We start from the raw sequence: 25,419 nt of genomic DNA, 5'->3' as shown, positions 1-25,419 counted from the left end.
AACGCGCTACCAGACAACAGACTACGGTGCTGCTCAACATGAAAAACTCTCTTCCGCGTGGGAGACTTTGCACGGCCATTTTGTTTCATGGTTTCATTGTAGCACGAAAGAAGGAAGGGGGCAAGCAGGGACGGCCAGGCTGGCCGCCGGGCAGGAGACGCCAGGCAGGCAGGGACGGGTCGGTCCTGCCCTCTTGCACTGACCACTACACCCTGCTATACTACAGACACACAGAAGCTCCTGACTGCTAACAGAGCAATTCCTTTGGCGACCGACAGAGAGACCAACTGAACAACGAGACCGGCGATGATGAAGAGGAGTAACCGGTCGAGGATAACAGCGAGCCGGCGGTTGGTGGAAGGCCGGCAATCCAGAACCGGTGAAGGGCGCTTCGGAGCCGGGATGTCTACAATGAGTGGCTTCGCGCTGAGATTCCCTCTCGCCCTGTAATGGCCAGCTTCCACATCGGAAGAGGCGGCAGGCAGGGACACAGAGCGCGAAGAAGCAGGGTGGAACCGCGCATATCGCCTGAGAGAGGTCAGCCCCGGGCGGCTTGCACTGGCGATATTCGTCCCTGGCGTTCGTGAACGCCTGGGGCGATTTTTCTTGCAGAGGAGGAGACCACTCGCCTATGACCCAGCTTGAACAGCCACAGACCAGCGAAACAGCTTTTGTTCCTCTTGAGAAAATTGTCTCGCTCTGTAAGCGGCGCGGCTTCGTGTACCCCAACTCGGAAATCTATGGTGGCGTCTCTGGCGTCTACGACTTCGGCCCTCTGGGCGTCGAATTGCGCAATAACATCCGCCGCTACTGGTGGTGGTCGATGGTTCAGACGCAGGAGAACGTCGTGGGGATCGAGGGCGCTATCCTGACTCATCCCCGCGTCTGGGAGGCCAGCGGCCACGTCGAGAATTTCGTGGATCGCCTGGTCGAGTGCAAGACCTGTAAGAAGCGTTTCCGCGTCGATCACCTGCCGCCCGAGAACCTGGAGCAGCGCAAGTGCCCCAACGATGGCGGCGAGCTGATGGAACCCCGTACCTTCAACCTGCTCATGGAGACCTACCTCGGCGTGGTCGAAGACGACCGCGTGAAGACCTACTTGCGCGGTGAGGCCTGCCAGAATATCTATCTGGATTTCTTGAACGTCGTTAAGTCTTCACGGATGAAGATTCCCTTTGGGATCTGCCAGATCGGCAAAGCCTTCCGCAACGAGGTGACACCCGGGAATTTTCTCTTCCGTCAGCGCGAGTTTGAACAGTGGGATCTGCAGTTCTTCGTCCACCCGAGCGAGATGCAGCAGTGGTTCGACTATTGGAAACAGCGCCGCTTCGAGTGGTATCGCGGGTTGATTAACCATAAGGATCGCCTACGCCTGCGCGAGCATGGCCCCGATGAGCTGGCTCACTACGCCCGCCAGGCCTTCGATATCGAGTATCAGACGATCCTTGGCTGGCAGGAGTGGGAGGGCATCCACTGGCGCCAGGATTGGGACCTCTCGCGCCACAGCCAGTATAGCGGCGAGGACCTGAGCTACATCGACGAGGTGACCAAGGAGCGCTATATCCCCTGGATCGTGGAGACCTCCGGCGGCGTCGATCGCACCTTCCTCTATCTGCTGCTGGATGCCTATGAGGAGCAGCCTGATCCCCAGGGCAAGAGCGGCGAAACACGCACCGTGCTCCATCTGCATCCGATGCTCGCCCCGGTGAAGGTGGCCGTCTTCCCACTGAAGCGCAATAACGAGGAGCTGGTGACGCTGGCCCGCGGGATCTACGAGCGCCTGCGCCGATTGATGGTGGCCCAATACGACGATACGGGCAGCATCGGGCGCCTCTACCGACGCCAGGATGAGATCGGTACACCTTACTGCGTGACCGTCGACTTCCAGTCCCTGGAGGATCAAACGGTGACGGTGCGCGACCGCGATACGATGACTCAGGTACGCCTGGCCATCGAGGAGCTGCCAGCTTACTTGCTCGAGCGCGTCACCTGGCATTGATTGAGCAGGGCATCTTTCGCAACTAAGCTGGATTCAGTAGCAGGGGGAGCAGGCCACCACAGCGGCGGGCTGGGCTTGCTCCCCTCTGGTGCCTGACACGCTCGCTCGGCTCCTGACCCGGTGTCACCTGGTCCAACTAACCAGCCAGCCTCTTTACGACTCCCCGCCTTCGAGCACCTCGACGATCCAGCACTCTCCCTGAGCGGCCCGCTCCCCTCTCTGCTTTTACCGTCTCCTTGCTAACGCAGAGCGCGGCGCCGTACAGCAGAGGGAGAGGCCACCGAGAGACAGTGAGAAGCAGAGAGAAACAGATTGTGCTTTTCGCCCTGGTCAAACCGTTCTTAAATTGCGAGTGGTCATGCAGCCGAGAGCAGAGCATGGTCGCTATCTGTGCGCCCCGCTGCCGTTCGCCGACGGGGAGCACAGCACGGTGAAGGGCGAACGAGCAGCCAAGAGAGCTTTGCAAGTTCTGCAAAGCGCGAAGAGCACCGTCACTGACAAGGATGACACGAGTTCTTTCATATAATATTCTGGCCGGTGGCATGACTCCCTGCGCTGGAGAGGGTCGACGCACCGAGCCTCTGCTGCGCCTGATCAGCGCCGTCCAGCCCGACCTTATCGGGTTGCCCGAGGGGCTTAATCCACGCCGGGGAACGGAGAAAGCTGTTGTAGAGGAGCTGGCAGAGCGCCTGGAGATGACCTTGATTCGGGGAGACCACCCGACGGCAGGCGATGAGTTTCAGGTGGCCTGCCTCACCAGGCTACCGGTCCTTGCCAGCCGGGTGCATGTCCGGCCAGGTGTGCTGACTCGCCCGGTCCTGGAGATACACGTGCGCGAGGAGGATGGGAGCGAGCTGACCGTCTTTGTAGCCCATCTGCTTGCAAGCTTTCACAAGGGGCGGGCCGCAGAGCACCTGCGGCAGCGAGAGATCGAGGCCATTCTGAACATCATGGCCGGCGTGCACGGTCAGCCTCACCTACTCATGGGCGACTTCAATGCGCTGGCTCCGGGCGAGCCGCTGCGAGCCAGTGCCCTGCTACGCTATGTGCTTTACCTGGATCAGACCCTGCCTGACGAGGGCCAAGAGCGCGACGGCCATCCCCATCTTGCCTATGTGCTGCCTGACCGTCTGCGTCCTCTGCAGCCACTGCTGGCGCACCTCGCGCGCAATCGGCCAGCGCTCTGGTTCATCGACGCCCTGGCTGGCCTTTATGTGCCGCGCAAGAGCATTGCCTTGCTGCAGCGCGCAGGCTACATCGACTGCTTCCGCCACCAGCATCCGCACGAGCCAGGTTTCACCTGTCCGGCGCTCATGCCAGCGGGAAGGATCGACTTCATCTTTGCCAGTCCCGAACTGGCCCCGCGGCTGCGGGCCTGCCAGGTCGTGCAGGAAGGCAACGGCATCTCGGGGTCTCAGGCCAGTGATCACCTGCCCGTGCTGGCCGAGTTTGGCCCAAGCGCAACACCATCCCCGGAGAGCGACCCAACCCAAACCACGCCCCAGGCGCTTGCCACCCTTTCCTTGCCGTAAATCAGGCCAGGCTGGCCTCAGTGGCCCATTGGAAGGGAGGGCAGAGAAGAAGTCTAGACCTCCTCCTCGCCCTCACCTCCCCGGCCTGCTGAAGGCACTCTTCGAGCGCAGGTGCGCCATCAAGGCTCACTGAAAGACATCTTTCGTCTTCTCGAAGAGATTGCGAAAGATGTTCTTATCGTTCTGCTCGCTCTGCTCACGCTCCAGGCGAGCAAACTCTTCGAGGAGACGACGCATCTCGGGGGTCAGGTTTGTAGGAGTAACCACCTTCACGATCACATGCTGATCGCCACGCGCACTACTATGGACCACCGGGACGCCCAGGCCCTTCAGGCGGAAAGAGCGACCGCTCTGCGTACCAGGGGGGATCTTGAGCGTTGCAGCCTTGCCATCGATCGTTGGCACCTCGACCTCGTCACCGAGAGCCGCCTGTGTAAAGCTGATGGGCAGCTCATAGATGATATCGTTGCCCTGGCGCTTAAAGAAGGGATGGGGCTTAACGGTCAGGATCACATAGAGGTTGCCAGGCGTACCACCGCGGGCACTGACCTCGCCCTCACCGGTCACGCGCACATTGATCCCATCGTCCACGCCAGCAGGGATATTGACCACCACGCGACGATTATTGCGCACGCGCCCCTGGCCACGACACTTCTCACAGGGCGTCGTAATCACACGCCCCTCGCCCCGGCAACGCTCGCAGACGGTCACATTGACAAACTGGCCAAAGATCGACTGCTGCACGCGCCGGATCTCGCCAGTACCGCCGCAGGAGGAGCAGCGAGCTGTCGAAGTGCCTGGCTGAGCGCCGCTCCCGTGGCAGTGGGGACAGGTCTCCCAGCGAGGCAGCTCGATCTCCTTCTGACAACCGAAAACGGCCTCTTCGAAGGTAATCGTCAGCTCATAGCGAATATCAGCGCCCCGCTGGGGTCCCGTCCGGCGCTGCGAACCTGCCGTTCCAGCGAAGAAGGTCTCGAAGATGTCGTTGAGCGTCGTGAATGAGCCGAAATCGCCGAAACCGCCGAACCCGCCAAAGCCAGCCGCCCCGCTGCCATTGCCGACCCCGGCATGGCCATAGCGATCGTAGGCCGCGCGTTTCTGCGGATCGCTCAGGACCTCGTACGCCTCATTGATCTCAATGAAGCGCGCTTCAGCGCCTGGCTCTTTGTTAGCGTCCGGGTGATACTGCTTGGCAAGGCGGCGGAACGCTTTCTTAATTTCTTCCTCGCTTGCGTGGCGCGATACACCCAGAACTTCGTAGTAATCTCGTTTACCAGCAGGCATCGACAGGTCCTTTTAACGTGAGAGAACTACATTTCCTTGTACTCGCCCTCGATCGTATCGTCCTGCGTCGTTCCCTGCGACTGGCCATTCTCGCCGCTCGCAGTGGTAGAGGAAGAGCCATCGGCGCTCTCCGCCTGACGATAGAGGGCTTCGCTGACACGATAGAAGCTCTGTTCAAGCGCCTCGCGTGCAGCCTTGACGCGAGAGATATCGTCACCCTCCAAAGCAGCACGGACGTCAGCGATTTTCGTCTCTAGCTCGTTACGCTGCTCGGGAGAGAGTTTCTCGCCCAGGTCAGCCAGGCTTTTCTCTGCGCGATAGGCGGCGCTATCGGCCTGGTTACGCTCCTCGACCTCCTCCTTGCGCCGTTGATCTTCTGCCGCATGCTCTTCAGCTTCTCGGATCATGCGCTCGATCTGCTCCTGAGAGAGGCCACTGGAGGGCATAATGGTAATCTTCTGCTGGCGCCCGGTGCCTTTATCGCGAGCCGAGACATTCACAATGCCATTGGCATCGATATCGAAAGTCACCTCGATCTGCGGCACGCCGCGAGGAGCGGGCGGAATACCATCGAGGATGAAGCTGCCCAGCGAGCGGTTATCCTTAGCAAACTCGCGCTCGCCCTGCAGCACATTGATCTCGACACTCGGCTGATTGTCGCTGGCGGTAGAGAAGATCTGGCTCTTGCGGGTCGGGATCGTCGTATTGCGCTCGATCAAGCGGGTAAAGATTCCCCCCATTGTTTCGATACCCAGGGAGAGCGGCGTCACATCGAGCAGCAAGACGTCCTTAATATCGCCGGTCAGAACGGCGGCCTGAATGGCGGCCCCCACGGCCACTACCTCATCAGGATTGACCCCGCGATGAGGTTCGCGATCAAAGATCCGGCGCACCAGAGCCTGAACAGCGGGCATGCGCGTCTGGCCACCGACCAGGACCACCTCCTGGATATCGCCGGGGCGCACGCCGGCGTCGGCCAGGGCCTGCATCACCGGCCCGCGCGAGCGCTCAATCAAGTCTTCCACCAGCTGCTCCAGCTTGGCGCGCGTCAAGGTCACCATCAAATGCTTGGGGCCACTGGCATCAGCGGTAATGAAGGGCAGATTGATCTCTGTCTGCAGCGAGCTAGACAGCTCCTTCTTGGCGCGCTCAGCAGCCTCCTTCAGGCGCTGCAAGGCCATGCGATCCTGGCGCAGATCGATGCCATGCTCCTTCTGGAACTCCTCGGCCATCCAGTTGATGATGCGCTGATCGAAATCATCGCCTCCCAGATGGGTATCGCCATTGGTGCTTTTGACCTCGAAGACCCCTTCGCCAAGCTCCAGCAGCGAGATATCGAAGGTGCCTCCGCCCAGGTCGTAGACGGCGATGCGCTCATCCTTCTTCTTATCCAGGCCGTAGGCCAGCGAGGCCGCTGTCGGCTCATTGATGATGCGCAGGACCTCCAGACCGGCGATCCGGCCTGCGTCGCGCGTCGCCTGGCGCTGAGCATCGTTGAAGTAGGCTGGCACTGTGATGACCGCTTGAGTCACGCGCTCGCCCAGATAGGCTTCGGCGTCGGCTTTGAGCTTCTGAAGGATCATGGCCGAGATCTCAGGCGGGCTGTACTGACGCCCCTGGATCTCGACCCAGGCGTCGCCGTTGCTGGCACGGATCACTTTATAGGGAACGAGGCTGCGATCTCGCACGACCTCGGGATCGTCGTATTTGCGCCCCATGAAGCGCTTGATGGAATAAATGGTGTTCTCGGGATTCGTAATGGCCTGCCGCTTCGCCATTTCACCGACAAGCCGCTCGCCGTTCTTCGTCACCGCAAAGACGGACGGTGTCGTGCGCGAGCCCTCGGCGTTGGGAATCACTACCGGCTCGCCGCCTTCCATAACAGCAACGCAAGAGTTCGTCGTCCCAAGATCAATGCCAATAACTCGTGGCACAGTTGCCTCCTACAATCTCGCAAGATTTTCTGCGCTGGCCGGGGGAGAGAACAGCAGGATGATCGCAAGGAGCCGCCTGTCCGTTCTAGCTCTATCACTCGGTCTGCTTACCTACACTGACAGCCTGACTGTTGGGCCCAGCCTCAACCCGCACCCGTCAGAGCCAGGAGAGCACCAGCGTGCACGCGGTAGAAGGGAACCCAGTGAAGATGACCGCTGGCCACCCCCTTCCCTCACCTCCCCAGCCCTCCAACCACCCCACCATCACCCCATGTCCACCGCAGCAGCGCCTCATCTCGCTTGTCTGCTCGTCAGCCACCCGCCCAGGTGGGGTTGATCTATACACTATACCGCAGCTCAGCCGCCCGCTCAGAGGCCATAGCCCTCCTCCAGCAGATCGTTCATCACCTCAACCATATAGCGGACAACCGCCACGGCCCGCCCGTATTGCATGGGCGTGGGGCCGATCACTCCCAAGAGGCCGCTCAGCTTATCCTCGCGCCCATAGCGAGCAACAACGAGGCTGACATCCTTCATCTCATCCCACTCGTCTTCTCCACCGATGATCACCTGAACCCCATCGGACTCGCGCACATGTGAGGCCAGGGCTGGTAAAAAGCTCTTCTCTTCCAGCACCTTGATCACTTTGTTGACACGCTCACGCCGCTCCTCTTCCAGTGCACGATGGCTACGCTCACGCCGCTCCTCGTCGCCAGCCCGGCTTCGCCCATCAGGCGGCTCTAGAATGTTGAGGACACCTTCACGATAGAAGAGATCACTAACAAGACGGCTGTGTTGCTCAAGTAGTTGGGCGATCGCCGTGCCGATTAGCTGCTCCACCGGCGAGAAGCCCCGCCTCCCTAAGATCGCCATGACTTCGGCGGCATTCTTCCCCTGGAAGAGCTTATTCAGGCGCGTCGAGATGGCGCTTAGATCCTCTTGCTTGTAAGGCGTCTCCAGCAATAGGCGCCGCTGCCTCACTGTGCCATCGCTCATTACCAGGACCAGATGGGCCGAGTAATCGGAGACCGAGAGGACCTCAAAATGCTTGAGTTGTCCCACACTGGCCCGCGGCGGTGTCATCACCGCAGCACTGTGCAGCATCCGCGCCATGACCGAGGCCGTCAGGCGCACCCACTGGTCGAGCTGATCCTGCACCTGATAGAACTGATGCCGGATCAGCCGCTGCTCCTCTAGAGAGAGCGCCGACTCTTCCATCAGATGCTCGACGAAATAGCGATAGCCCTGGTTGGTCGGCACTCGCCCCGCCGAAGTATGCGGCTGATAGATCAGCTTTGCCTCCTCTAAGCCCGCCAGCTCGTGCCGCACCGTGGCCGAGCTATATCTGAGGCCATACTTGCGTACGAGCGTCTCAGAAGCCACTGGCATCCCCGTGTGGATGTATTCCTCAACCAGTGCTCGCAGGATCTCTTGTTTGCGTGGACTCAGCGGGATCGACATCGGCTCACAGGCCCCTATCTCTGGCTCTAGCCAGCCCCCGGCCCTCCACTCTCCGCCGGGTTGCTCAGGCATCAATGAGGCCAAAATAAGTGCTAGCAGTCTCATAATGAGACTGCAAGTACAGCATAGCACTCGGCAGAACGGATTGTCAAGGGGAGGTGACCGGCAACCCTGACATCCCTCCCACTCCCACCTCACATACTGGAAGATAGCGATGAGCCTCTCGAAACCAATATTGACAAATTAGCATGTATATACTAAAGTATCAAAGAGATCACTTGAAAGGTGATCTCTCCGAGTGAATCTCATATGAAGCAAGATTGGGGAGGTTCTCACAGTGCTATTTCTCCAACGTCGCTTAATCATTCCCCTCTCTTTCCTACTGGTCGTCCTGGCAATCCTTTTCCCCGCACTGCTTGCTTCGCCTGCTGCACACGCTCAGGCTCGTACCAGCAGCAATCAGAGCGTTCAGCCCCACTACTACCCACCACCCTGCCAGGGGGCCGAATGTTACGGAGATGATCCTTACACGACAACCTGTGGCAAAAGCAGCGCCAATAATAGCGTTACGCTCACAGCGGTCGATATCTGGACCGGCGGCCCCCAGGGAGGGGGGACCTGGATCGGCCAGCTCTATAATTACTACTCAACTCTCTGTCAGGCTAACTGGGCTGTCGTCTGGCTCAACGCTCCTTATGCCATCTCGATCCGCATCTCAACAGTCGGCAGCTCTGAACGCCAGTGCTATCCAGAGAACTGCACCAGCTACTATACGGGCAAGGCTTTCCCTGCCTGGACCAACATGGTTGATGGGAACTTCCTGACCACAGCCTGCGCGAGCCTGGCGATCTGGGGTTCTCTCTCGCGCCAGGTCTGCGTCAATCAATAAAGGCTTCTCGCTGGCCTGAGCTCATCCCTGCCCCGGTCTGGCTGAGTCCGCTAGCTGGAAAGGTCGGATCGTTCTGGTCCAGACCGGAGCGAGGAGAGCAACGGAAGCCGGGTATGTGGATGGTTTGGCCGTAGCGTCGCAAACAGTGGGCAGGTCTACCTCCTGCGACACGCCTTGTCGGTTGGCGCATGTCAGCGAGAGGTGGACCTGCCCTTTTTTCTGCCTCCACAGAGGCCACTGCAACACGCTCCGTTCCTCACCCTTGCCACCAGCTCCTCCCCGCCAGCCGGATCGGACTCAGAGTCACGGTGTGGCTGTGGGTGAGGCCCCATTATTGGTTGTTGCCGTGGCTGTTGGCGTGGCAGCAGTGTCGCCGCCATTGCCCTGATTCATTCCGTTGGTATCACCCGTTCCCGTTGACGATGAATTGGAATTGGTCGCCAGTAGACCAGTCTGCTGCGGCTCCTCTCCCTCAAGCATAACATCGCAGTAACCGCTGCCCTGCAGACCATTCACCGAATTGACGCACACCTTTTTCACACCCGATGGGGCTGTGAAGAAGTAGTCATGATAGGGCGACTTATAGGAGCCGCAGGGGATATCAGCGCCATCCGCGTTGCAGGCGCCCATCGTTCGCTCGATCACACTATGCCAGATTGGGGCCGCTCCCGTAATACCGATCACGTTGCCGCGGAACGGCTCGTTATTGGCATTGCCGGCCCAGACCCCCACCACCACATCGGGCGTATAGCCAATGGTCCAGTTATCTTTGAAATTATCGGTCGTGCCGGTCTTGGCTGCCACATCGGGCACCTGACCATTGGGCAGGCGCCAGTCCCACATCGATAGCGTATGGTCGCCACCGAATTCCTTGGAGCGGGAAGCCTCATCTGAAAGGACGCTGGTCATCAGATAAGCGACCTGTGGGCTGAGCACACGTGTGGCCGGGGGATGACTGGTATCATAGTGATACAGATGGTGACCGTAGTTATCCCAGATGTCGAGCACACCCTGGGGTGGGACACGCATGCCCCCATCGGCAAAGACCTGATAGGCCCCCGTCATCTGCAAGAGCGGCACCTCGGCAGTGCCCAGGGCCAGGCTTGGGAAGAAACAATCCTGGTAGGTGAGCTTCGGGTTATTTTTACTCTGACGGCAGGCTGGCAGATCGTAATCGCGGATGGCGGTAATGCCCATACGCTCAGCCATCGTGATCACGTTCTGTATACCAGTGAACTCTATCGCTTTGACAGCCGGTACGTTAAGGGAGTTTTGTAGAGCCTCGCGGATGGTCGAATTCCAATTATGGTAGGTATTACCATAATCGGTTGGTTGATAGGTATTTTTGAGTAGATCCAACAAATCGTTATTCAAAGTATAGGGGAAGTAGGTCTTGATATCCGGTAGCACAATGCCTGGATACCAGCCCATCTGGAAAGCGGTCGCGTAGACAATGGGCTTGAAGGATGAACCTGGCTGGCGCGGCGAGAGGGCTGCGTTGACCTGGCCCTTGATCTGAGGCTTGTTGGAATTCCAGTTAGAGCTACCATCCATCGCCAGGATCTCGCCGGTTTTGGCATCCATGACGACCACAGCGGCATCGTTGACGTTGTTAATGGTGCTTAAGGGACCGCAGCCGGTATAGCTGGCAAAATAGCGACACTCGGGCTGATTCAGGTGGCGATCTATCGCCTTCTCGACAAAGGTCTCTAGATTGACATCGACTGTCGTCCGAATATTGAAGCCACCAGTCAGAAAAGCCACCTTCCCGGCCTGCATATCCCCGTGGCCGAGAGCGTCCTCAATCTGGGTAATGACCCAGAAAACAAAGTGAGGCGCCCGAATAGTGTTAACGTAGGGGTGGAACTTGAACTGGGCCGAGATGGCCTCAACCTTGGCCGCGACCTCGGGAGTGACCTGCCCCACGCCATCCACGACCATGCCGAGCTTGATCATCTGGTTGAGCACGTACTTCTGACGGTTGAGAGCGCGCTCAATGTTGCCCGGGATGACGTGCTCCAGCGAGGGATCGTAGTAGTCCGGGTTCTGGGGGAGGCCCGCCAGGAAGGAGGCGCGCGCCAGACCCAAAAGCGGATCGTGTTTGCCCGTTTTCAAGTCAACATCGAGATACCTGATACCAGGAATACAGTTGAAGTGGACATCGCAATGCGGCTTGAGATCAAAATAGTCTTCGACTGCTGCCTCGATGCCCAGCTCCTGGGCCCCAAAGGGCGCCACATTAAAGTACATCTCCAGGATTTTCCACTTGGGATACTGCTGGGTCAGGGCAATAGCGAGAGCCGCCTCAGTGATCTTGCGCGAATAGGAATATTGATCATCGTGCGTCAGGTTCTTGATGAGCTGCTGCGTCAAGCCACTGCCACCACCGTTATGCTCGACGAAAGCGCGCAGGATACCCTGGGGGTCAAACCCCGCGTTCTGCCAGAAGGTTGGGTCCTCAGCGGCAACCATTGCCTGCTGCATGACCATCGGGATATCCTTATAGGCCACTGGAGTCCGCCGCCCGGCGTACTGGCTCTCCGTGTCATAGGCCTGATACAGCAGGTTCATGTTGCGATCATAGATGCGTGAGGTCTGGCTGACATGCTGACTCGCCAGCTGTTGCACGCGCGGGTACTGTTCTTGATAATAAGCATAGGCCGATGCTCCACCTGTTGAGAGAAAGATCAAGACGAGCACGGCCAGGACCGAGGCCATGACAGTCACTACTCGCCGCGGGCCAAACTGCTGGCTCTTGAGACGCTGACGGCGCCTCCGTCTGAGCATGGAAATGCGTAGAGTACGCGAGCGACGCCAGGGCTGGCCTTTCTGGGAGACGCCTGGCTGGGACGAGGAGGCCGCCGGCCTCTCCCCCAGGCCAGTACCGGGGCCTGTAGGCAGGGCTGGAGAACGCAGGACCTGGGAGGAAGTCAAGGGACGCGCTGCCTGGGAAGGGGAGCCAAGGCCCATGTTGCCGGCTACGGCTACGACTTTGCCAGACCAACGACGAACGACGTGAGAGACGTTGGAGACCCAATTATTGTAACGCCCCGAAAGCAGGCCGGTGCGCCGCGGTTGACCCTCCTGATTGCTCGGACCCGCCTGCAGCGGCAAGGGCGTCGGCGCTCTCCCCGTCCCCTGCGGTACGGTTGGATAGCCCGCCTGCTGCCCTGGCGCCGCGTTCAGCCCCGGCCCTGCCGGCTGCGATGGCAGGGCCGACGCTCCCCCGGCAGGCTGCTCACCATAGCGGCGTAAGAGGCTCCCCGATGCTCGTTCTTGCTGATGACCGTTATAGCTCGACCCTTCTGGATGCTTGAACGGCTGCTTCCACTGACTGTTGCTCATCGGTTCACAATCCCCTCAGTAAGACTCCTTGTATACCACCGCCCGGCTGTCAATACACCAGGACGCTGGTCCAGGGAGAGAGGCCCACCCCCCACAGGCTCCAACCAGCATGGCAAGCCTGCAGCTCTGCTCTCCTTCCTCTTCTCTTGAATACCAGACATAATACTTGCTTGCTTTGCTCGACAATCCATCGGACGTAGACACAATAGCACACGGTAAGATAATTGCCTACAGTTATCCCCCTTTCAGGCCATCCCTTCCCATCCCCCCACCTTCACACCCATTACTCTCTTGCCCAGGTCCCGCTCACCCCCCAGACCCTGATGCACGCTCCCAGTTGTACCAACTCATAGCTTCACATCTCCAGATAAATCATGTACAATACATGGGACAATAGAAGCCTGGGCCGTTCTCTTGCAAAGGAGCAATATCCACATGCTTGTGCTCTATGCTCGCTTGCCGTTGCTTGTCAGAGTTCTTTCTTCTCTTGCTGTTGCCTGGCTGCTTATCACAGGGGGACTGGCCCCCCCAGCCCTGGCCGAGCGAGCCGCCGACCCAATCTCGGTCATGGCCCAATCCCAAAACGTCCATTTTCCTGATTATATCGATTTCCAGATGAGCGCCTCCGATAGCCTGGCTCCTATCGTCTCCGCCTATATCCATGTCTCCATCCCTCTGCTCGACGTCGATAATACTAATCGGGTCGCTGTGAACGCGGCAAAAACGATCACCCTTCACTGGCGCATGAATACCAGCGGCGACAATTATGTAATGCCAGGAGCAACAATCACCTACTATTGGGAACTTAGCGATTCTTTGGGAAACGTCCATTCAAATAAATATACCAGTTTTATTGTAACTGATACTCGTTTCTCTTGGAAAAGCGCCACTCAGGGATATATGCATCTTCACTGGTATAGCGAGACTCCAGGGTTCGGCCAGGCTTTGCTCACACGCGCTACGACCGATGAGCAGCACCTGGTAGAGGTGACCGGCCTGAATTATCACCAGACCTTTGACCTCTGGGTCTACAGCAGCGAGAACGCTTTCCGCAGTGCCCTCCCTCCCGATACGCTCGAATGGGTAGGCGGCGAGGCTTTCCCTCCCCTCAACGAGGCTTTCTTTATGGTGAGTAGCCTCACAGATGAGACACTGGCTCGCGATATGCCTCACGAGATGACCCATCTGCTGCTGCATCAGACGGTCTCTGCTCATACAGATGTCCCTCTCTGGTTCGATGAGGGCCTGGCCGTCTATTGCCAGCTCTATCACGAGCCAGAAATGACCGATCGCCTCAATGAGGCCTTGCGCAGCCATTCGCTGCTCCCGTTGTCCCGGCTCATGGAGCGCTTCCCAAGCGACAGCGATTCCGCCTATCTGGCTTACGCAGAGAGCTGGAATCTGGTCGATTATATGTATCGTACCTTTGGCAAGCCGACACTGCAGCATCTCTTTCAGCTGCTCGGCAGCGGCAAGCAGACCTTCGATGAGTCGCTCCAGGCAGCAATCGGCGAGGACCAGGCGCATCTGGAGAATCAATGGCATTTGGCTCTCCATCAGCCTCCAACGCTCTCCCCTGCAGAGATGCAGACACCGGTCGCGCAGCCCGTCACCACGGCCCGCTCTCAATTGCCGGTGCCTGCCACAAGTGATAATCGTGACATAGCCCTGGCGGGGTTGGGAGCTTTGCTGATGCTAACCGCTCTGCTAGGGACAGCGCTGCTTCTGGTGTCGGTCCGCAATCAGCGTCTTCAGGCGCTGGCAGCGGTAGAGGCGGCAGAGCAGATTCTGGCGGTCAGTCGCAGAGATTGGCAGGGTCCCCCTCCCTTTGGGGTTCCTCCCTCGCCTGGACCCCAGGGCGGTTGGCCTGGACCATCAGCGCCCGGGACTGCCAGCGGGTTTTCGTACTTCGATCGTGATCGGCCCTTCGGCCTGCCAGGCAAGGAGGAAGGGCCGCTGTCTCCACCATCCCAGGAACCTGAATCAGAGGGCCAGGGACCGTGGTCCCCCGGTTCGGAACACTGAGGAAGCCCGACAGCAGGTTGGAGCAGGAGCGAGCCTGCTAGCCTGCTGTCCAGTTCTCTGACGGATGCTGTCTTGCTGCATCGCCAGCTTCGAGATGCTGGCGACCAGCAGCGCTGGTCAATCTTCGCACAATCGCTGCTTTCTCTCTAGCAAGAGAGCGAGCTGACCAAATAATCAGGATGGGGCTAGTAGAGGGGGGACCTCCCCATAGAAAGATGAGTTGTGTGTGATGTGGAAAGGACGTGCATAATGAGCGATCCAATGGATGACATCACTGCTCTCCCAGCTCCGGCATCGGCGCAAGCAAGCACCTCCACCTCTTCTGACGAGTCTCCCTGCGATCCTCTTTCTGAGGAAGAACGCTCGTACTGGGTAGCTTTTAGTCGCATCCGTGGGATTGGGCCAGCCAGCTTCAAGAAGCTTCTGACTTTCTTCCACGGTGACCTGGCTGCCGCCTGGAACGCTGGGCGCGCAGAGCTGCTCTACGCCGGTCTCCACACCCGTCTTGTGGAAAGCTTGCTCCGACAGCGCACGTCGATTGCTCCCGAGGAGGAGCTTGCTCGTTTGCAGCGTCTGGATATTGAGGCGCTGACACTCAGAGATCAGCTCTATCCGCCAGCCTTGCGGCGTCTGAGCGATGCGCCTCCCGTACTCTACGTGCGGGGTCAGCTCAGCCCCAATGATCGCTGTGCTCTGGCTATTGTGGGAACCCGCCGCATGAGCGCCTATGGCAAGCTGGTCACAGAGCATCTGGCAACGGAGTTGGCCCGCCACAGGGTGACGATTGTCAGTGGTCTGGCGGTCGGCGTCGATACAGCAGCTCACCTGGCGGCTCTGACGGCTGGGGGACGCACGATCGCGGTCCTGGCCTGCGGTCTGGATGTCCTCTATCCAGGGTCGAATGTCAATCTGGCGCGCCGCATCGTCAGCTCAGGTCAGGGGGCCTTGCTAAGCGAGTATCCTCCCGGCGTCTATCCTGATAGCGGCAATTTTCCTGCCCGCAACCGCATTATCGCCGGCCTGGCGCTGGGCGTGCTGGTGACCGAGGCTCCCCAGAAGAGCGGCGCGCTGATCACGGCCCGTCATGCGCTGGAGGCTGGCCGCGATGTCTTTGCTGTCCCCGGCAATATGTTTTCCCGCGGGAGTGAGGGAGTCAATCGCTTAATCCAGGATGGAGCCCATTTGATTATCGGTGTGCAGGATATCCTGGATACGCTCAACCTGTTTACGGTTTCACAGTGCCTGGAGCTGCAACAGACGCTGCCGGAAGACCCGCTCGAACGCCAATTGCTGGCCTTGCTGAACCATGAGCCTCGCCATATCGATGAGCTGATTCGCTCGTCAGGATTGCCCGCGCCAAGCGTGGCCGCGACGTTGCTGACCCTGGAGCTAAAGGGTATGATAAAACAGGTGGGCGCGATGTACTACGTGCTGGCCCGCTAAGTTTATGGCGCTGCGTGAGCCTGAGAGGAGAGGTCGGCTGTATGATCTTGCTGGATCACCTTCTGGAGGCGACTGGAGGGAGGTTAGCTTTTTCTGGACGTCAACAGCAGTTTCCAGCTTTCAACCACGATACACGTCAATTGCTACCCGGCGAGCTGTTTGTGGCTGTCCGCGGCGAGCGCGGCGATGGACACGATTACTGGCAAGATGCCCTGCGCCACGGAGCTGGGGGCCTGCTGATCGAGGGCCGCTACTTCAACGCGCTCTCCGAGGAGCAGCGCACCACTATGCAGGAGAGTGGCGCAGCAGTGGTGGTGGTTGCAGATACACGTCAGGCGCTGCAAGCCTATGGGCGGGCCATCCTGGCCCGCTGGCAGCCTACAGTAATCGCGGTCACAGGGAGCACCGGGAAAACGACGACGAAGGAAGCTATCGCCCATGTGCTTGAGCGCTATTTTGCCACCTTCAGGAGCTGGCAGAATTATAATGATTTGCTGGGCCTGCCCCTCTCGCTGGGACGCCTGGAGGAGCACCATGAGTATGCAGTCGTCGAGTTGGGCTGCGACCATCCAGGTGAGATCGGCGATCTCTGCCGCATCGCCCAACCTCGCATCGGGGTGCTGACTAATATTAGCCCGACCCAGTTGCAGTATTTCGGGAGCCTGGAGCGCCTGGCCGCGGAGTTGATCAGCCTGGCGACTTATCTGCCCGCCGAGGGCACGCTGGTGGTCAACGGGGACGATGAGCTGATTCGCCGCCTGCTGCGACGGGGTGAGGATCGCCAGCTCCAGGCTTTTACCGCCGCGGCTCTGGAGCAGGTGCTCGTCTCCTGGCAGGGGACAGAAGCCCGCTGGCCAGGCCGTGGGCCGGCGCTCAGAACGCGCTTGCTCGGCGCGCATTTTGTGACAACTATGCTGGCCGCCTGGACCGTGGGCCGCTTGTGCGGGTTGCCCGCTGAGCAGGTGAGCGAGGCCCTGGCGGAATTTGCTCCGTTGTCAGGTCGCCTGAATCCTCTGCCCGGCCTGCGACGGACCTGGCTGCTGGATGATACGCACAATGCAGCACCGGCTTCAATGCTGGCAGGACTGGAGACGCTGGCACGCTTGCCGGCGAGACGACGCATCGCCGTGCTGGGCGATATGCTTAATCTGGGAAGCTTCGAAGAGGAAGGCCACGCCCTCGTCGGCCAGGCGGCTGCAGGTCAGGTCGACTATCTGGTGACCCGCGGCGAACGAGCGGCGCTGATCGCTGAGGCGGCACGCGAGGCCGGCCTGCCCGCTGAGCGCATCGTCCAGACCTCAACCCATGAGGATGCAGCACGGGCCGTGCTCGCTCTATTGGAAGAGGCCGAGCAGCCAGCAGAAGGGGAGCCTCGCGATGTGGTGCTCATCAAAGGCTCCGAGGAGGCCCGCATGGAGCGCGTGACGGAGCGCTTGCTGGCAGATCCTGCCCAGGCCCCCGATCGCCTGGTGCGCCAGACACCAGGCTGGAAGCAGATTGTGCGCATGCGCCCGGAGCGACCAACCTGGTTGGAGATCGATCTGAGCGCCATCGCCAATAATACGCGGCGCATCAAGGAACTGGTAGGACCTGGCGTGCAGGTGCTGGCCAGTCTGAAGGCCGATGCCTATGGACATGGGGCCTTGAAGGTTGCTCGCACGGTGCTGCTGAATGGGGCCAGCAGACTGGGCGTGGCCACGGTTAGCGAGGCTACTCCCTTGCGCGAAGCGGGTATTACTGCCCCGATCCTGGTCTTTGGCTACGTGCCTCACTGGCAGATGCGCGAGGCGATCCGCCTGGACCTGACGATTACGCTCTATTCGAGCGAAGCCGCACAGGCGCTCTCACGCGCTGCCCAGGCCCTGCAGCGTACGGTGAAGGTTCACCTGAAGGTGGATACAGGCATGGGACGCCTGGGCATCCGCGCTGAGGAGATCGAGGCCATTGTGGGGCTGGCACGTGAGATCACCCGCCTGCCAGGTTTGGAGCTGGAGGGGATCTTTACCCATTTCGCGATGGCCGATGCTCGCGATCAGTCCTATACCCGCAGACAGCTGACACGCTTTCAGCAGGTGCTGCAGGCTCTGGAGGCCGAAGGGCTGCGCCCGCCGCTGGCCCATGCCGCCAATAGCGCCGCAACGCTGACAGTGCCAGAGGCACATTTCGATATGGTACGGCCCGGGATCGCCCTCTATGGTCTCGATCCCTCGCCAGAGGTCCGGCTGCCTCCGGGATTTCGGCCAGCACTCTCTTTTAAGACACAGGTGGCTCAGGTGAAGCTCGTTCCAGAGGGCGAGTGCATCGGCTATGGCTGTACCTATGTGACAACACGCCCGACGCGCATTGCAGTCCTGCCGGTCGGCTACGCCGATGGCTTCCGACGCGCTCCCCGTACCTGGGGTTCGGTGCTGATTCATGGCCGGGAAGCCCCTATCGTGGGCCGGGTCTGTATGGATCAGTGCATGATCGATGTCACGGATATCCCCGGGGTGCGCGTGGGCGATGAGGTGGTGCTGATCGGGCGCCAGGGCGAGGCAACGCTGACAGCGGAGCAGGTGGCCGAACGCTTGGGCACGATTAATTATGAGGTGGTGTCGGAGATTCTGGCGCGCGTGCCCCGGGTCGATTGAGCGCCACGCCTCCACTGCAGGGATTACCCACGAAAAATCTGCAAGGCGAGGCGGAAAAGGGACAGCCTGGTTGCCTCCAGTGAAGATCTCGGTCTTGCTTCGTTCTATAGATAGATTAAATGACATAGAGTGATACAGGTACGACCGAGAGCTGATCATGAGGATGCGCTGTGCTCCAGGCTGGACCTTACGGCTGGCGGTTGGCGGCCTGCTTCGGCGAGCGTGGCAACGATCACAGCAGGCGGGTAGGGCAGCGTTGCTTATGAGTGCCGTGCTGCTCAGCTCCTGCGGAGGAACACAGCAGCCTGTCAGCCCGTCGGCTGGCCCGGGCTTACGGCCTCTGACCCCCACTGTTGGGGCCATGACCTTTCAGCCGGCAGCGCTGCCGACCCCCTCGCCGCTCCCCAGCACGGCGACCGTCAGCCCGGCGGCGACGGCACCCGCTGTACAGGGCCTGGTCAGCGCTGCGGGGGCTGCTCTTCCTTCTGATCAGCAGTGCGCCGCCAGCATCCACTATAGCTCATGGGAGCCGCGCCCAGACAATACTGCCGCCAATCACCGCGTGCCCACAGCTCAGCAGCTCGCTGCGATCGATCAGTTCTACCCTACCTATACGCAGAATCCCCTGGCCAACCGCTATAGTGCACGCATTAGCGGCAACTTTACCGGGACCACTGATGAGATTATCCAGTGGGTGGCCTGCAAGTGGGGAGTCAACGCCGATCTGGTGCGCGCTCAAGCAGCGGTCGAGTCGTGGTGGCACCAGAGCACGGCAGCAGGCAAGACCACCGAGAGCCGCTATTGTCCGCCAGGCACCTGGAGCGGCTCATCTTGCCCTTCCTTTTATGGTCTGCTGCAAATCACTTATCGCTATTTCAGCCACGAGTGGCCGATGATGCGCGATGATACGGCCTTCAATGCCGACTACGTCTACGGGATGATGCGCATGTGCTATGAGGGCCTGGCAACTCAATTGCAGGCCGCGACGCCCAGCGCGGGCTACCCACGCTATCACGCCGGCGATATCTGGGGCTGCCTGGGCTCCTGGTTCAGTGGCCAGTGGTATGACAGTGGCGCCATCCACTATATTCAGGAAGTGCAGAAGACGCTACAAGAGAAGCCGTGGCTCGGTCGATGGTTCTAATCGCTTTACAGCAGGGGGCGAAAAGCCCGGTAGCGTTGCCGTAGGCGCTCAGGCAAGAGCTTCGATTTCTTTACGGACCTGGCCCTCACCGCGTCGGAGGGGCCTCTTGCGCGGCGGAAGCCAGCTCGGGATGGAGAATGAGAAGAGCAATAACTGCATGCTCTACCGACGGATCATTACAACCAGCCAGGCGCAATAGCAGCTCTACCGGATCGACTGCCATCGAGATCCCTGCCGGCGGCGGTGCGCTGGCGACCAGATAAAGGAGCGAACAACAGCAAATACCCTTGCCTCTTGCTTAGCCCTCATGGTAATTTCTCAGTGAACAGGTCTTGCAACGTGCAGGTTCTTGGCCGAGGCGGGAAGGTCGCCGCAGCTAAGAGTCCTCTCGTGAACGAAGGTGGGTCCTCTATGCAGCAAGAATGCTCACCCTGGCAGCCAGTTCCTGCTTCTATCCTGAGACAGGCAGAGGCCAGGGGGCTTGGCGACTGGCTCTTTAGCTATAGACTGCCCCAGAAGACCTGGGGCTGCCTCTTTCTCCTCCTTGCTTTGCTTTTCATGGAGCTGATCTTCGTCGGCAGCCCGCTTGCCCTTGGCGCTCTGATCACACTGGGTATAACCCTTGGACTGCTCGTCCTCTGGGCTTTCTGGACATTCGATACTTCCCGCAGCCGCCTTGATCTCTTCAGCAACGGCTTTATACACACCAGCCCCCTCAACCAGCAGATCTTTCCCTGGAAGGAGATCAAGACGCTCTGGCGAGGCACCTACGAGAACAGCAGCGATACTCAATCCGCAGGAGTACAGGACATCGATACGATCAAGATCAGGGACAAGCAAGGCAGAGGCTTCGAGATCTCCACCTTTCATAAACTGAGTGAGCATGAACGGGCGCGCATCTGCGATACCATCGAGAGTTATTTTGTCGCCACCCACCTTCCTGCCCTTCTGGAAGGCTATCAACGGGGCGAGATTTTAAACTTTGATCCGCTATACGTCAGCCGAGACGGCCTGTTGAACAAAGGGGATTTCTTGCCCTGGAGCCAGGTCGAAAAGATCGAGATTGGGCCAGAGCGCATCGTCATTCGGCGCGAGGGACGGACCTCGGACTGGTATCACACCTGGGTTCCGCTCCAGCCTAATGCCTGCCTCCTCAAAGCCCTGGTCGAGATTGTGCACCTGGCTGCTCGCTAGCCAGGCGCAGAGCATCACAGAGAATCGGCCCGCCAAATAAACGCCAGGGGGCAGGGAGCAGCCCCGCTGGCGCCATGTTAACGCGGTCGGGTCGGTGGGCATTGGCCGCAGGTCCGCGCCCATCCCCTCGGCTCACAGGCAAGGCCAGGTCTAGGCCGTCTGGATACGAGCAGCCTCCTGCAAGCCCAGCTCCTGAATAGCCTGCTCGCGCATGACAAACTTCTGGATCTTGCCCGTCACCGTCATGGGGAAACCATCGACGAACTTGATATAGCGCGGGATCTTGTAATGGGCGATCTGCCCCTGACAGAAGGCACGGATCTCCTCCGGCGTGGCCTGCTCGCCCGGCTTGAGCTTGATCCAGGCCATGATCTCCTCGCCATACTTCGCATCTGGAACCCCGATCACCTGGACATCACTGATCTTGGGATGCGTATAAAGGAACTCCTCAATCTCACGTGGATAGACATTCTCACCGCCCCGAATGATCATATCCTTGATGCGCCCCACGATGTTGATGTACCCGTCGGCATCCATGACCGCCAGATCGCCGGTGTGCATCCAGCGCGCCCGATCGATGGCCTGAGCCGTGGCCTCGGGATTACTCCAATACCCCAGCATCACGCTATAGCCGCGCGTACATAGCTCGCCCGGCTGGCCTACAGCTACCACCTTACCGCTCGTCGGATCGACAATCTTGATCTCCAGATGCGGATGCACCTGCCCCACTGTGCTCACGCGCTTCTCCAGAGGGTCATCAAGCCTGGTCTGGGTCGAGACGGGCGACGTCTCCGTCATCCCGTAGCAGATCTCCACCTGCTTCATATGCATCTTCTCGATGACCTTGCGCATCACTTCCACCGGACAGGGAGAACCAGCCATCACGCCCGTGCGCAGGCTGCTCAGATCGAACTGCTCAAAGTCGGGGTGCTCCAGCTCGGCGATGAACATGGTCGGCACCCCATAGAGGGCTGTACAGCGCTCTTCCTGGACCGCCTCCAGCACGGCTCGCGGCTCAAAGCTCTCCGCCGGGTAAACCATCGTCGCCCCGTGCGTCACACAACCCAGATTGCCCATCACCATCCCGAAGCAGTGGTAGAGAGGCACCGGAATACACAGCCGATCCTCGTGGGTGAAGCCCTGCAGGCGAGCCACGAAATAACCATTATTGAGAATGTTGTGGTGGCTCAGCGTCGCCCCTTTGGGATACCCGGTTGTGCCGCTAGTATACTGAATATTGATCGCATCATCAAATTCTTGCTCTCTTTGTCTTGCCCTTAATGCCTCATCGCTGACAGCCTCAGCCTGGGCCAGCAGCTCGCTCCAGCGCAGCATACCGGGCACCGCCTGTTCGCCGAGCTGGACAATCAGGCGCAGCTCGGGCAAACGCGCGGCGTGCAGCTCGCCCGGTGCAGAGCTTGCCAGCTCGGGTGCCAGCGAGGTCAGCATTTCGATGTAGTTGGAGGACTTAAAGGCGGCAGCGGTGATCAGGGCCTTACAGCCCGACTGAGAGAGAGCATACTCGACCTCATGCAGGCGATAGGCGGGATTGATATTGACCAGAATGGCCCCAATCTTGGCCGTCGCAAACTGCGTAATGCACCACTCAGCACAGTTAGGGGCCCAGATCCCGACCCGCTCGCCCTTCTGAATGCCGAGCTGCATCAGGGCCCTGGCACAACGATTGACCTCGGCCTGCAGCTGGCGATAGGTGAGGCGGATACCCTGATGGCGGGCAATCAGAGCAGGATGGTCAGGGAAGCGCTCAACTGTCTGATCAAAGAGATCGCCGATGGTCAGACCCAGCAGCGGGACATCGCTGGGACCGCTGGCATAGCTCCATTGCCGGGCCACAGGCGCTGTGGCCCCTTCAGATGCGGATGATTGAGTCATGGTCATAGTGCTTTCTCCTCTGACGCTGAACGAGACAACAGGGCGCTACAGGGCAGGGCAAGGCAGGGCGGGCTGGACCATGCCCGTCCCTTCACTCACAGCTAGCGTAGCCAATGCTCTACCAAAAATCAAGCTCCTCTCGCGATGACTGACCGTCTTCTCAACCGGGCTAAGGCCAGCCCGTTCATCATCTCAGCCCGCCCCAAGCCGCTCCATTCCTGCTGGCAGTTCTCCATAGCCAGTCGGCAGACAACGATGTATACTGTAGAGAGGCTCTCCTTCCTGCCACGGCCCAAGCAGAGAGCAGCCTACCACCAAACTGAGAAGACGAAGGCGAGCATCTCAGTCGGGTCCCGATCGAATTCATCGCACACGACGCTTATGACATGTATAGGAACAGCCGGGCACATTGATCACGGAAAATCAACCCTCGTCAAGGCCCTGACAGGCATCGATCCAGATCGTCTGACCGAAGAGAAAGTTCGCGGCATGACGATCGATCTCGGCTTTGCCTGGCTGACCTTGCCGAATGGGCGCGAAGTCAGCCTCATCGATGTTCCGGGTCATGAGGGCTTCATCAAGAACATGCTGGCCGGAGTGGGAGGCATCGATGTCGCCTTGCTGGTAGTGGCTGCCGACGAGGGAGCGATGCCACAGACTCGCGAGCATCTGGCCATTCTCGATTTGCTGCAGGTTCGCAGCGGCGTGGTGGCCTTGACCAAGGCTGACCTGGTCGATGAGGAATGGCTGGCCCTGGTCAGCGAGGAGATTGCCACGCTGCTCCAGCCCACCAGTCTGGCGGGCGCTCCCATCGTGCCCGTCTCGGCCATCAGCGGCCAGGGGATAGCCACCCTGCTTAGCTACCTGCAAGAAGCAACCGCGAGAGCGCCAGAGCGCCCCGACCGGGGCCATCCCCGCCTCCCTGTCGATCGCGTTTTTACCCTCGCTGGCTTCGGCACCATTGTCACAGGGACGCTCATCGATGGCTGCTTCCAGTCAGGGCAAGAGGTCGAGATTCTGCCACGCGGCCTCAAGGCCCGGATTCGCGGCCTCCAGCGCCATCGGCACGCTATTACCGTCGCCCAGCCCGGAGAACGCACGGCCCTCAATCTGGCCGGCATTGGACACCAGGAAATAGAGCGAGGCGACGTGGTGACCCTGCCGGGCCTGCTGCAGTCGACCACCCTGATCGATGTCCGCCTGCGCCTGCTGGCCGATGCTCCACGCCCGCTGAGCCACAACGCCCTGGTTGATTTCTACTGCGGCTCCCAGGTAGTACCGGCCACTGTGCGCCTGCTGGAGAGCGACGAGCTGGCCCCCGGTGACAGTGCCTGGGCTCAACTACGTCTACAGCAGCCGACCGTGGTTGCACGCCACGACCGCTTCATCGTGCGCATTCCCTCACCCAGCCTGACGATCGGGGGCGGCGAGGTCATCGACGCTCACCCACGCTATCACCGCCGACGCCGCAGTGAGGTGCTGCAGCACCTGGCAACCCTGGCCCAGGGCAATCCCGAAGCCATCGTCTTGACCCATCTCGAACAGCCAGGACGCCGCGCGACAGGCACAACGCATCTCCAGTGGCCAGCCTACGAAACCGCCGAGCTGGCCCACCTGAGTAATCTCACCCAGCCTGTGACGCGGCAGGCCCTGGAGACGTTGTTAACTCAGAGACGAGTGCGACGTGTGGGAACATACTGGTTCGCGCAGAGTGTCTGGCAGGCCCTCAGCGAGGCGGCCCTCCGCCTGGTCCGCGACTACCATGCGCAGTTTCCTTTGCGCAACGGACTGTCGAAAGAGGAATGGCGCTCCCGCCTCCACCTGCCACCACGCCTGGCACTGGAGGTTTTCGAAACTCTGCGCAGCGAGGGCCTGCTCACGGAAGCTGGCAGCGCGGGCCTGCTTCGCCTCCCCGAGTTTACACCAACCTTGAGCGCTGAGCAGCAGCGACAGGTCGAGCGTTTACTGCAAGCCTTCCGTGAGAATCCATTTATGCCGCCAACGCGCGGCGAGGCCGAAGCCCTGATCGGGGCGGAGCTAGTGAATGCGCTGCTTGAGCGTGGTGAGCTAGTGAAGATGGGGGATGGGACCATCCTTTTTCTGCGCGAAGCCTATGAGAGAGCGGTAGCACTTATCACATCCTATTTGCAAGAGCATGGTACCATTACTGTAGCTCAGGCGCGCGATCTGCTGGGAACGACGCGCAAGTACGTCTTACCCCTTCTGGAACATATGGACGAACAGCGTATTACGCGGCGGGTAGGCGATACCCGCGTTCGCTTTCCCCAAGCAGCAGGCATCTGAGAGCTGGCGGTTCCCAGTCCCAGGGGCAAGCGCGAGGCGAGGCGAGGCAAGGCAAGGCGAGCAGTGGAACCTGGGCCAGTATCGGGAGCAAGACCGCCATCCTTGAGGTGATTCCAGAAGAGGAAGCCAGTCTGTCTGTGTTGCGCAGTAGCCCGGGGAATACTGTTCCCAATGGAGATAGGATGCGCTACAATAAGGAGCGAACTGTAGTTTACCGGGTATCCTGCGTTTATCGTCCATAGCAGGGCGTTTGTGAAAGAGTACCTCGTCCCATCCGGAGGGCGCGCTTGCTGGAGCGTGGAAGCAGCGGGCCAGACCAGCAGAAGCATGCCAGCCAGACTC

General features: G+C 59.9%; 15 protein-coding genes. 9 read left to right on the top strand and 6 right to left on the bottom strand.

Translation table 11 applies throughout. The annotated features are described in order from the left end of the window. Positions 1–631 precede the first annotated feature (631 nt). Together BGC09_RS16490 and BGC09_RS16485 are read left to right on the top strand one after the other, a co-directional pair. Positions 632–1,999, top strand: a complete 1,368-nt coding sequence (locus BGC09_RS16490) for a glycine--tRNA ligase (protein WP_069805335.1) — start codon at positions 632–634, stop codon at positions 1,997–1,999. A gap of 503 nt (positions 2,000–2,502) precedes the next feature. Next, positions 2,503–3,531, top strand: coding sequence for an endonuclease/exonuclease/phosphatase family protein (locus tag BGC09_RS16485; RefSeq protein ID WP_069805334.1), 1,029 nt, complete (start codon positions 2,503–2,505; stop codon positions 3,529–3,531). Between the two features lie 126 nt (positions 3,532–3,657). On the opposite strand, the gene dnaJ is transcribed toward BGC09_RS16485, so the two are convergent. From dnaJ to hrcA, 3 genes are all read right to left on the bottom strand, one after another. Next, on the bottom strand, positions 3,658–4,815 hold the full coding sequence (dnaJ, locus tag BGC09_RS16480; protein WP_069805333.1) for a molecular chaperone DnaJ: 1,158 nt from the start codon (positions 4,813–4,815) through the stop codon (positions 3,658–3,660). Between the two features lie 26 nt (positions 4,816–4,841). Next, positions 4,842–6,749 (bottom strand): molecular chaperone DnaK, encoded by a 1,908-nt coding sequence (gene dnaK / locus BGC09_RS16475; RefSeq protein WP_069805332.1) that lies wholly within the window; start codon positions 6,747–6,749, stop codon positions 4,842–4,844. Positions 6,750–7,118: 369 nt separating this feature from the next. Next, entirely contained in the window at positions 7,119–8,315 is a 1,197-nt protein-coding gene (gene hrcA / locus BGC09_RS16470; protein ID WP_084659015.1) for a heat-inducible transcriptional repressor HrcA, read from the bottom strand. Positions 8,316–8,547: 232 nt separating this feature from the next. Here hrcA and BGC09_RS16465 point away from each other — a divergent pair, with 232 nt between their 5' ends. Then, entirely contained in the window at positions 8,548–9,099 is a 552-nt protein-coding gene (locus BGC09_RS16465) for a DUF2690 domain-containing protein (protein WP_069805330.1), read from the top strand. 303 nt (positions 9,100–9,402) lie between these two features. On the opposite strand, the gene BGC09_RS16460 is transcribed toward BGC09_RS16465, so the two are convergent. Then, positions 9,403–12,444: a transglycosylase domain-containing protein gene (locus BGC09_RS16460; protein WP_069805329.1), complete on the bottom strand. Its 3,042-nt coding sequence runs from the start codon at positions 12,442–12,444 to the stop codon at positions 9,403–9,405. A gap of 435 nt (positions 12,445–12,879) precedes the next feature. Between BGC09_RS16460 and BGC09_RS16455 the strand changes: the two genes are divergently transcribed. The 4 genes from BGC09_RS16455 (at position 12,880) to BGC09_RS16440 (ending at position 19,686) form a co-directional block, all read left to right on the top strand. Then, on the top strand, positions 12,880–14,469 hold the full coding sequence (locus BGC09_RS16455; protein WP_069805328.1) for a peptidase MA family metallohydrolase: 1,590 nt from the start codon (positions 12,880–12,882) through the stop codon (positions 14,467–14,469). Between the two features lie 249 nt (positions 14,470–14,718). After that, complete coding sequence (gene dprA, locus BGC09_RS16450; RefSeq protein ID WP_218104076.1) at positions 14,719–15,912, top strand: DNA-processing protein DprA; 1,194 nt, start codon at positions 14,719–14,721, stop codon at positions 15,910–15,912. A 41-nt stretch (positions 15,913–15,953) separates the two neighbouring features. Further along, positions 15,954–18,542: an alanine racemase gene (alr, locus tag BGC09_RS22280; RefSeq protein WP_084659014.1), complete on the top strand. Its 2,589-nt coding sequence runs from the start codon at positions 15,954–15,956 to the stop codon at positions 18,540–18,542. A 262-nt stretch (positions 18,543–18,804) separates the two neighbouring features. Further along, the gene (locus tag BGC09_RS16440; RefSeq protein WP_069805327.1) at positions 18,805–19,686 is read left to right on the top strand and encodes a hypothetical protein; all 882 of its coding nucleotides are present in this window, start codon (positions 18,805–18,807) and stop codon (positions 19,684–19,686) included. Positions 19,687–19,771: 85 nt separating this feature from the next. On the opposite strand, the gene BGC09_RS22960 is transcribed toward BGC09_RS16440, so the two are convergent. Further along, a complete protein-coding gene (locus tag BGC09_RS22960; RefSeq protein ID WP_176728953.1) occupies positions 19,772–19,909 on the bottom strand; it encodes a hypothetical protein in 138 nt (45 codons plus the stop codon). Between the two features lie 188 nt (positions 19,910–20,097). Here BGC09_RS22960 and BGC09_RS16435 point away from each other — a divergent pair, with 188 nt between their 5' ends. Beyond that, positions 20,098–20,880, top strand: coding sequence for a DUF6585 family protein (locus BGC09_RS16435; protein ID WP_069805326.1), 783 nt, complete (start codon positions 20,098–20,100; stop codon positions 20,878–20,880). Between the two features lie 150 nt (positions 20,881–21,030). Here BGC09_RS16435 and BGC09_RS16430 read toward each other — a convergent pair whose 3' ends face one another. Beyond that, the gene (locus BGC09_RS16430) at positions 21,031–22,779 is read right to left on the bottom strand and encodes an AMP-binding protein (protein WP_275935519.1); all 1,749 of its coding nucleotides are present in this window, start codon (positions 22,777–22,779) and stop codon (positions 21,031–21,033) included. Between the two features lie 375 nt (positions 22,780–23,154). Here BGC09_RS16430 and selB point away from each other — a divergent pair, with 375 nt between their 5' ends. Then, entirely contained in the window at positions 23,155–25,077 is a 1,923-nt protein-coding gene (selB, locus tag BGC09_RS16425; RefSeq protein ID WP_069805325.1) for a selenocysteine-specific translation elongation factor, read from the top strand. Positions 25,078–25,419 lie beyond the last annotated feature (342 nt).

The organism is Thermogemmatispora onikobensis (genome assembly GCF_001748285.1).
GTDB lineage: Bacteria > Chloroflexota > Ktedonobacteria > Ktedonobacterales > Ktedonobacteraceae > Thermogemmatispora > Thermogemmatispora onikobensis.
The sequence above is the reverse complement of the archived record's forward strand: the minus strand, read 5'-3'. Positions and strand labels throughout refer to the sequence as shown.

Bases quoted from the DNA above. Each gene is read 5' to 3' on its own strand.
- BGC09_RS16490 (WP_069805335.1), top strand. From the start codon at position 632: ATGACCCAGCTTGAACAGCCACAGACCAGCGAAACAGCTTTTGTTCCT.
- BGC09_RS16485 (WP_069805334.1), top strand. From the start codon at position 2,503: ATGACACGAGTTCTTTCATATAATATTCTGGCCGGTGGCATGACTCCC.
- dnaJ (WP_069805333.1), bottom strand. From the start codon at position 4,815: ATGCCTGCTGGTAAACGAGATTACTACGAAGTTCTGGGTGTATCGCGC.
- hrcA (WP_084659015.1), bottom strand. From the start codon at position 8,315: ATGAGACTGCTAGCACTTATTTTGGCCTCATTGATGCCTGAGCAACCC.
- BGC09_RS16460 (WP_069805329.1), bottom strand. From the start codon at position 12,444: ATGAGCAACAGTCAGTGGAAGCAGCCGTTCAAGCATCCAGAAGGGTCG.
- BGC09_RS16455 (WP_069805328.1), top strand. From the start codon at position 12,880: ATGCTTGTGCTCTATGCTCGCTTGCCGTTGCTTGTCAGAGTTCTTTCT.
- dprA (WP_218104076.1), top strand. From the start codon at position 14,719: ATGAGCGATCCAATGGATGACATCACTGCTCTCCCAGCTCCGGCATCG.
- alr (WP_084659014.1), top strand. From the start codon at position 15,954: ATGATCTTGCTGGATCACCTTCTGGAGGCGACTGGAGGGAGGTTAGCT.
- BGC09_RS16440 (WP_069805327.1), top strand. From the start codon at position 18,805: ATGAGTGCCGTGCTGCTCAGCTCCTGCGGAGGAACACAGCAGCCTGTC.
- BGC09_RS22960 (WP_176728953.1), bottom strand. From the start codon at position 19,909: ATGGCAGTCGATCCGGTAGAGCTGCTATTGCGCCTGGCTGGTTGTAAT.
- BGC09_RS16435 (WP_069805326.1), top strand. From the start codon at position 20,098: ATGCAGCAAGAATGCTCACCCTGGCAGCCAGTTCCTGCTTCTATCCTG.
- BGC09_RS16430 (WP_275935519.1), bottom strand. From the start codon at position 22,779: ATGACCATGACTCAATCATCCGCATCTGAAGGGGCCACAGCGCCTGTG.
- selB (WP_069805325.1), top strand. From the start codon at position 23,155: ATGACATGTATAGGAACAGCCGGGCACATTGATCACGGAAAATCAACC.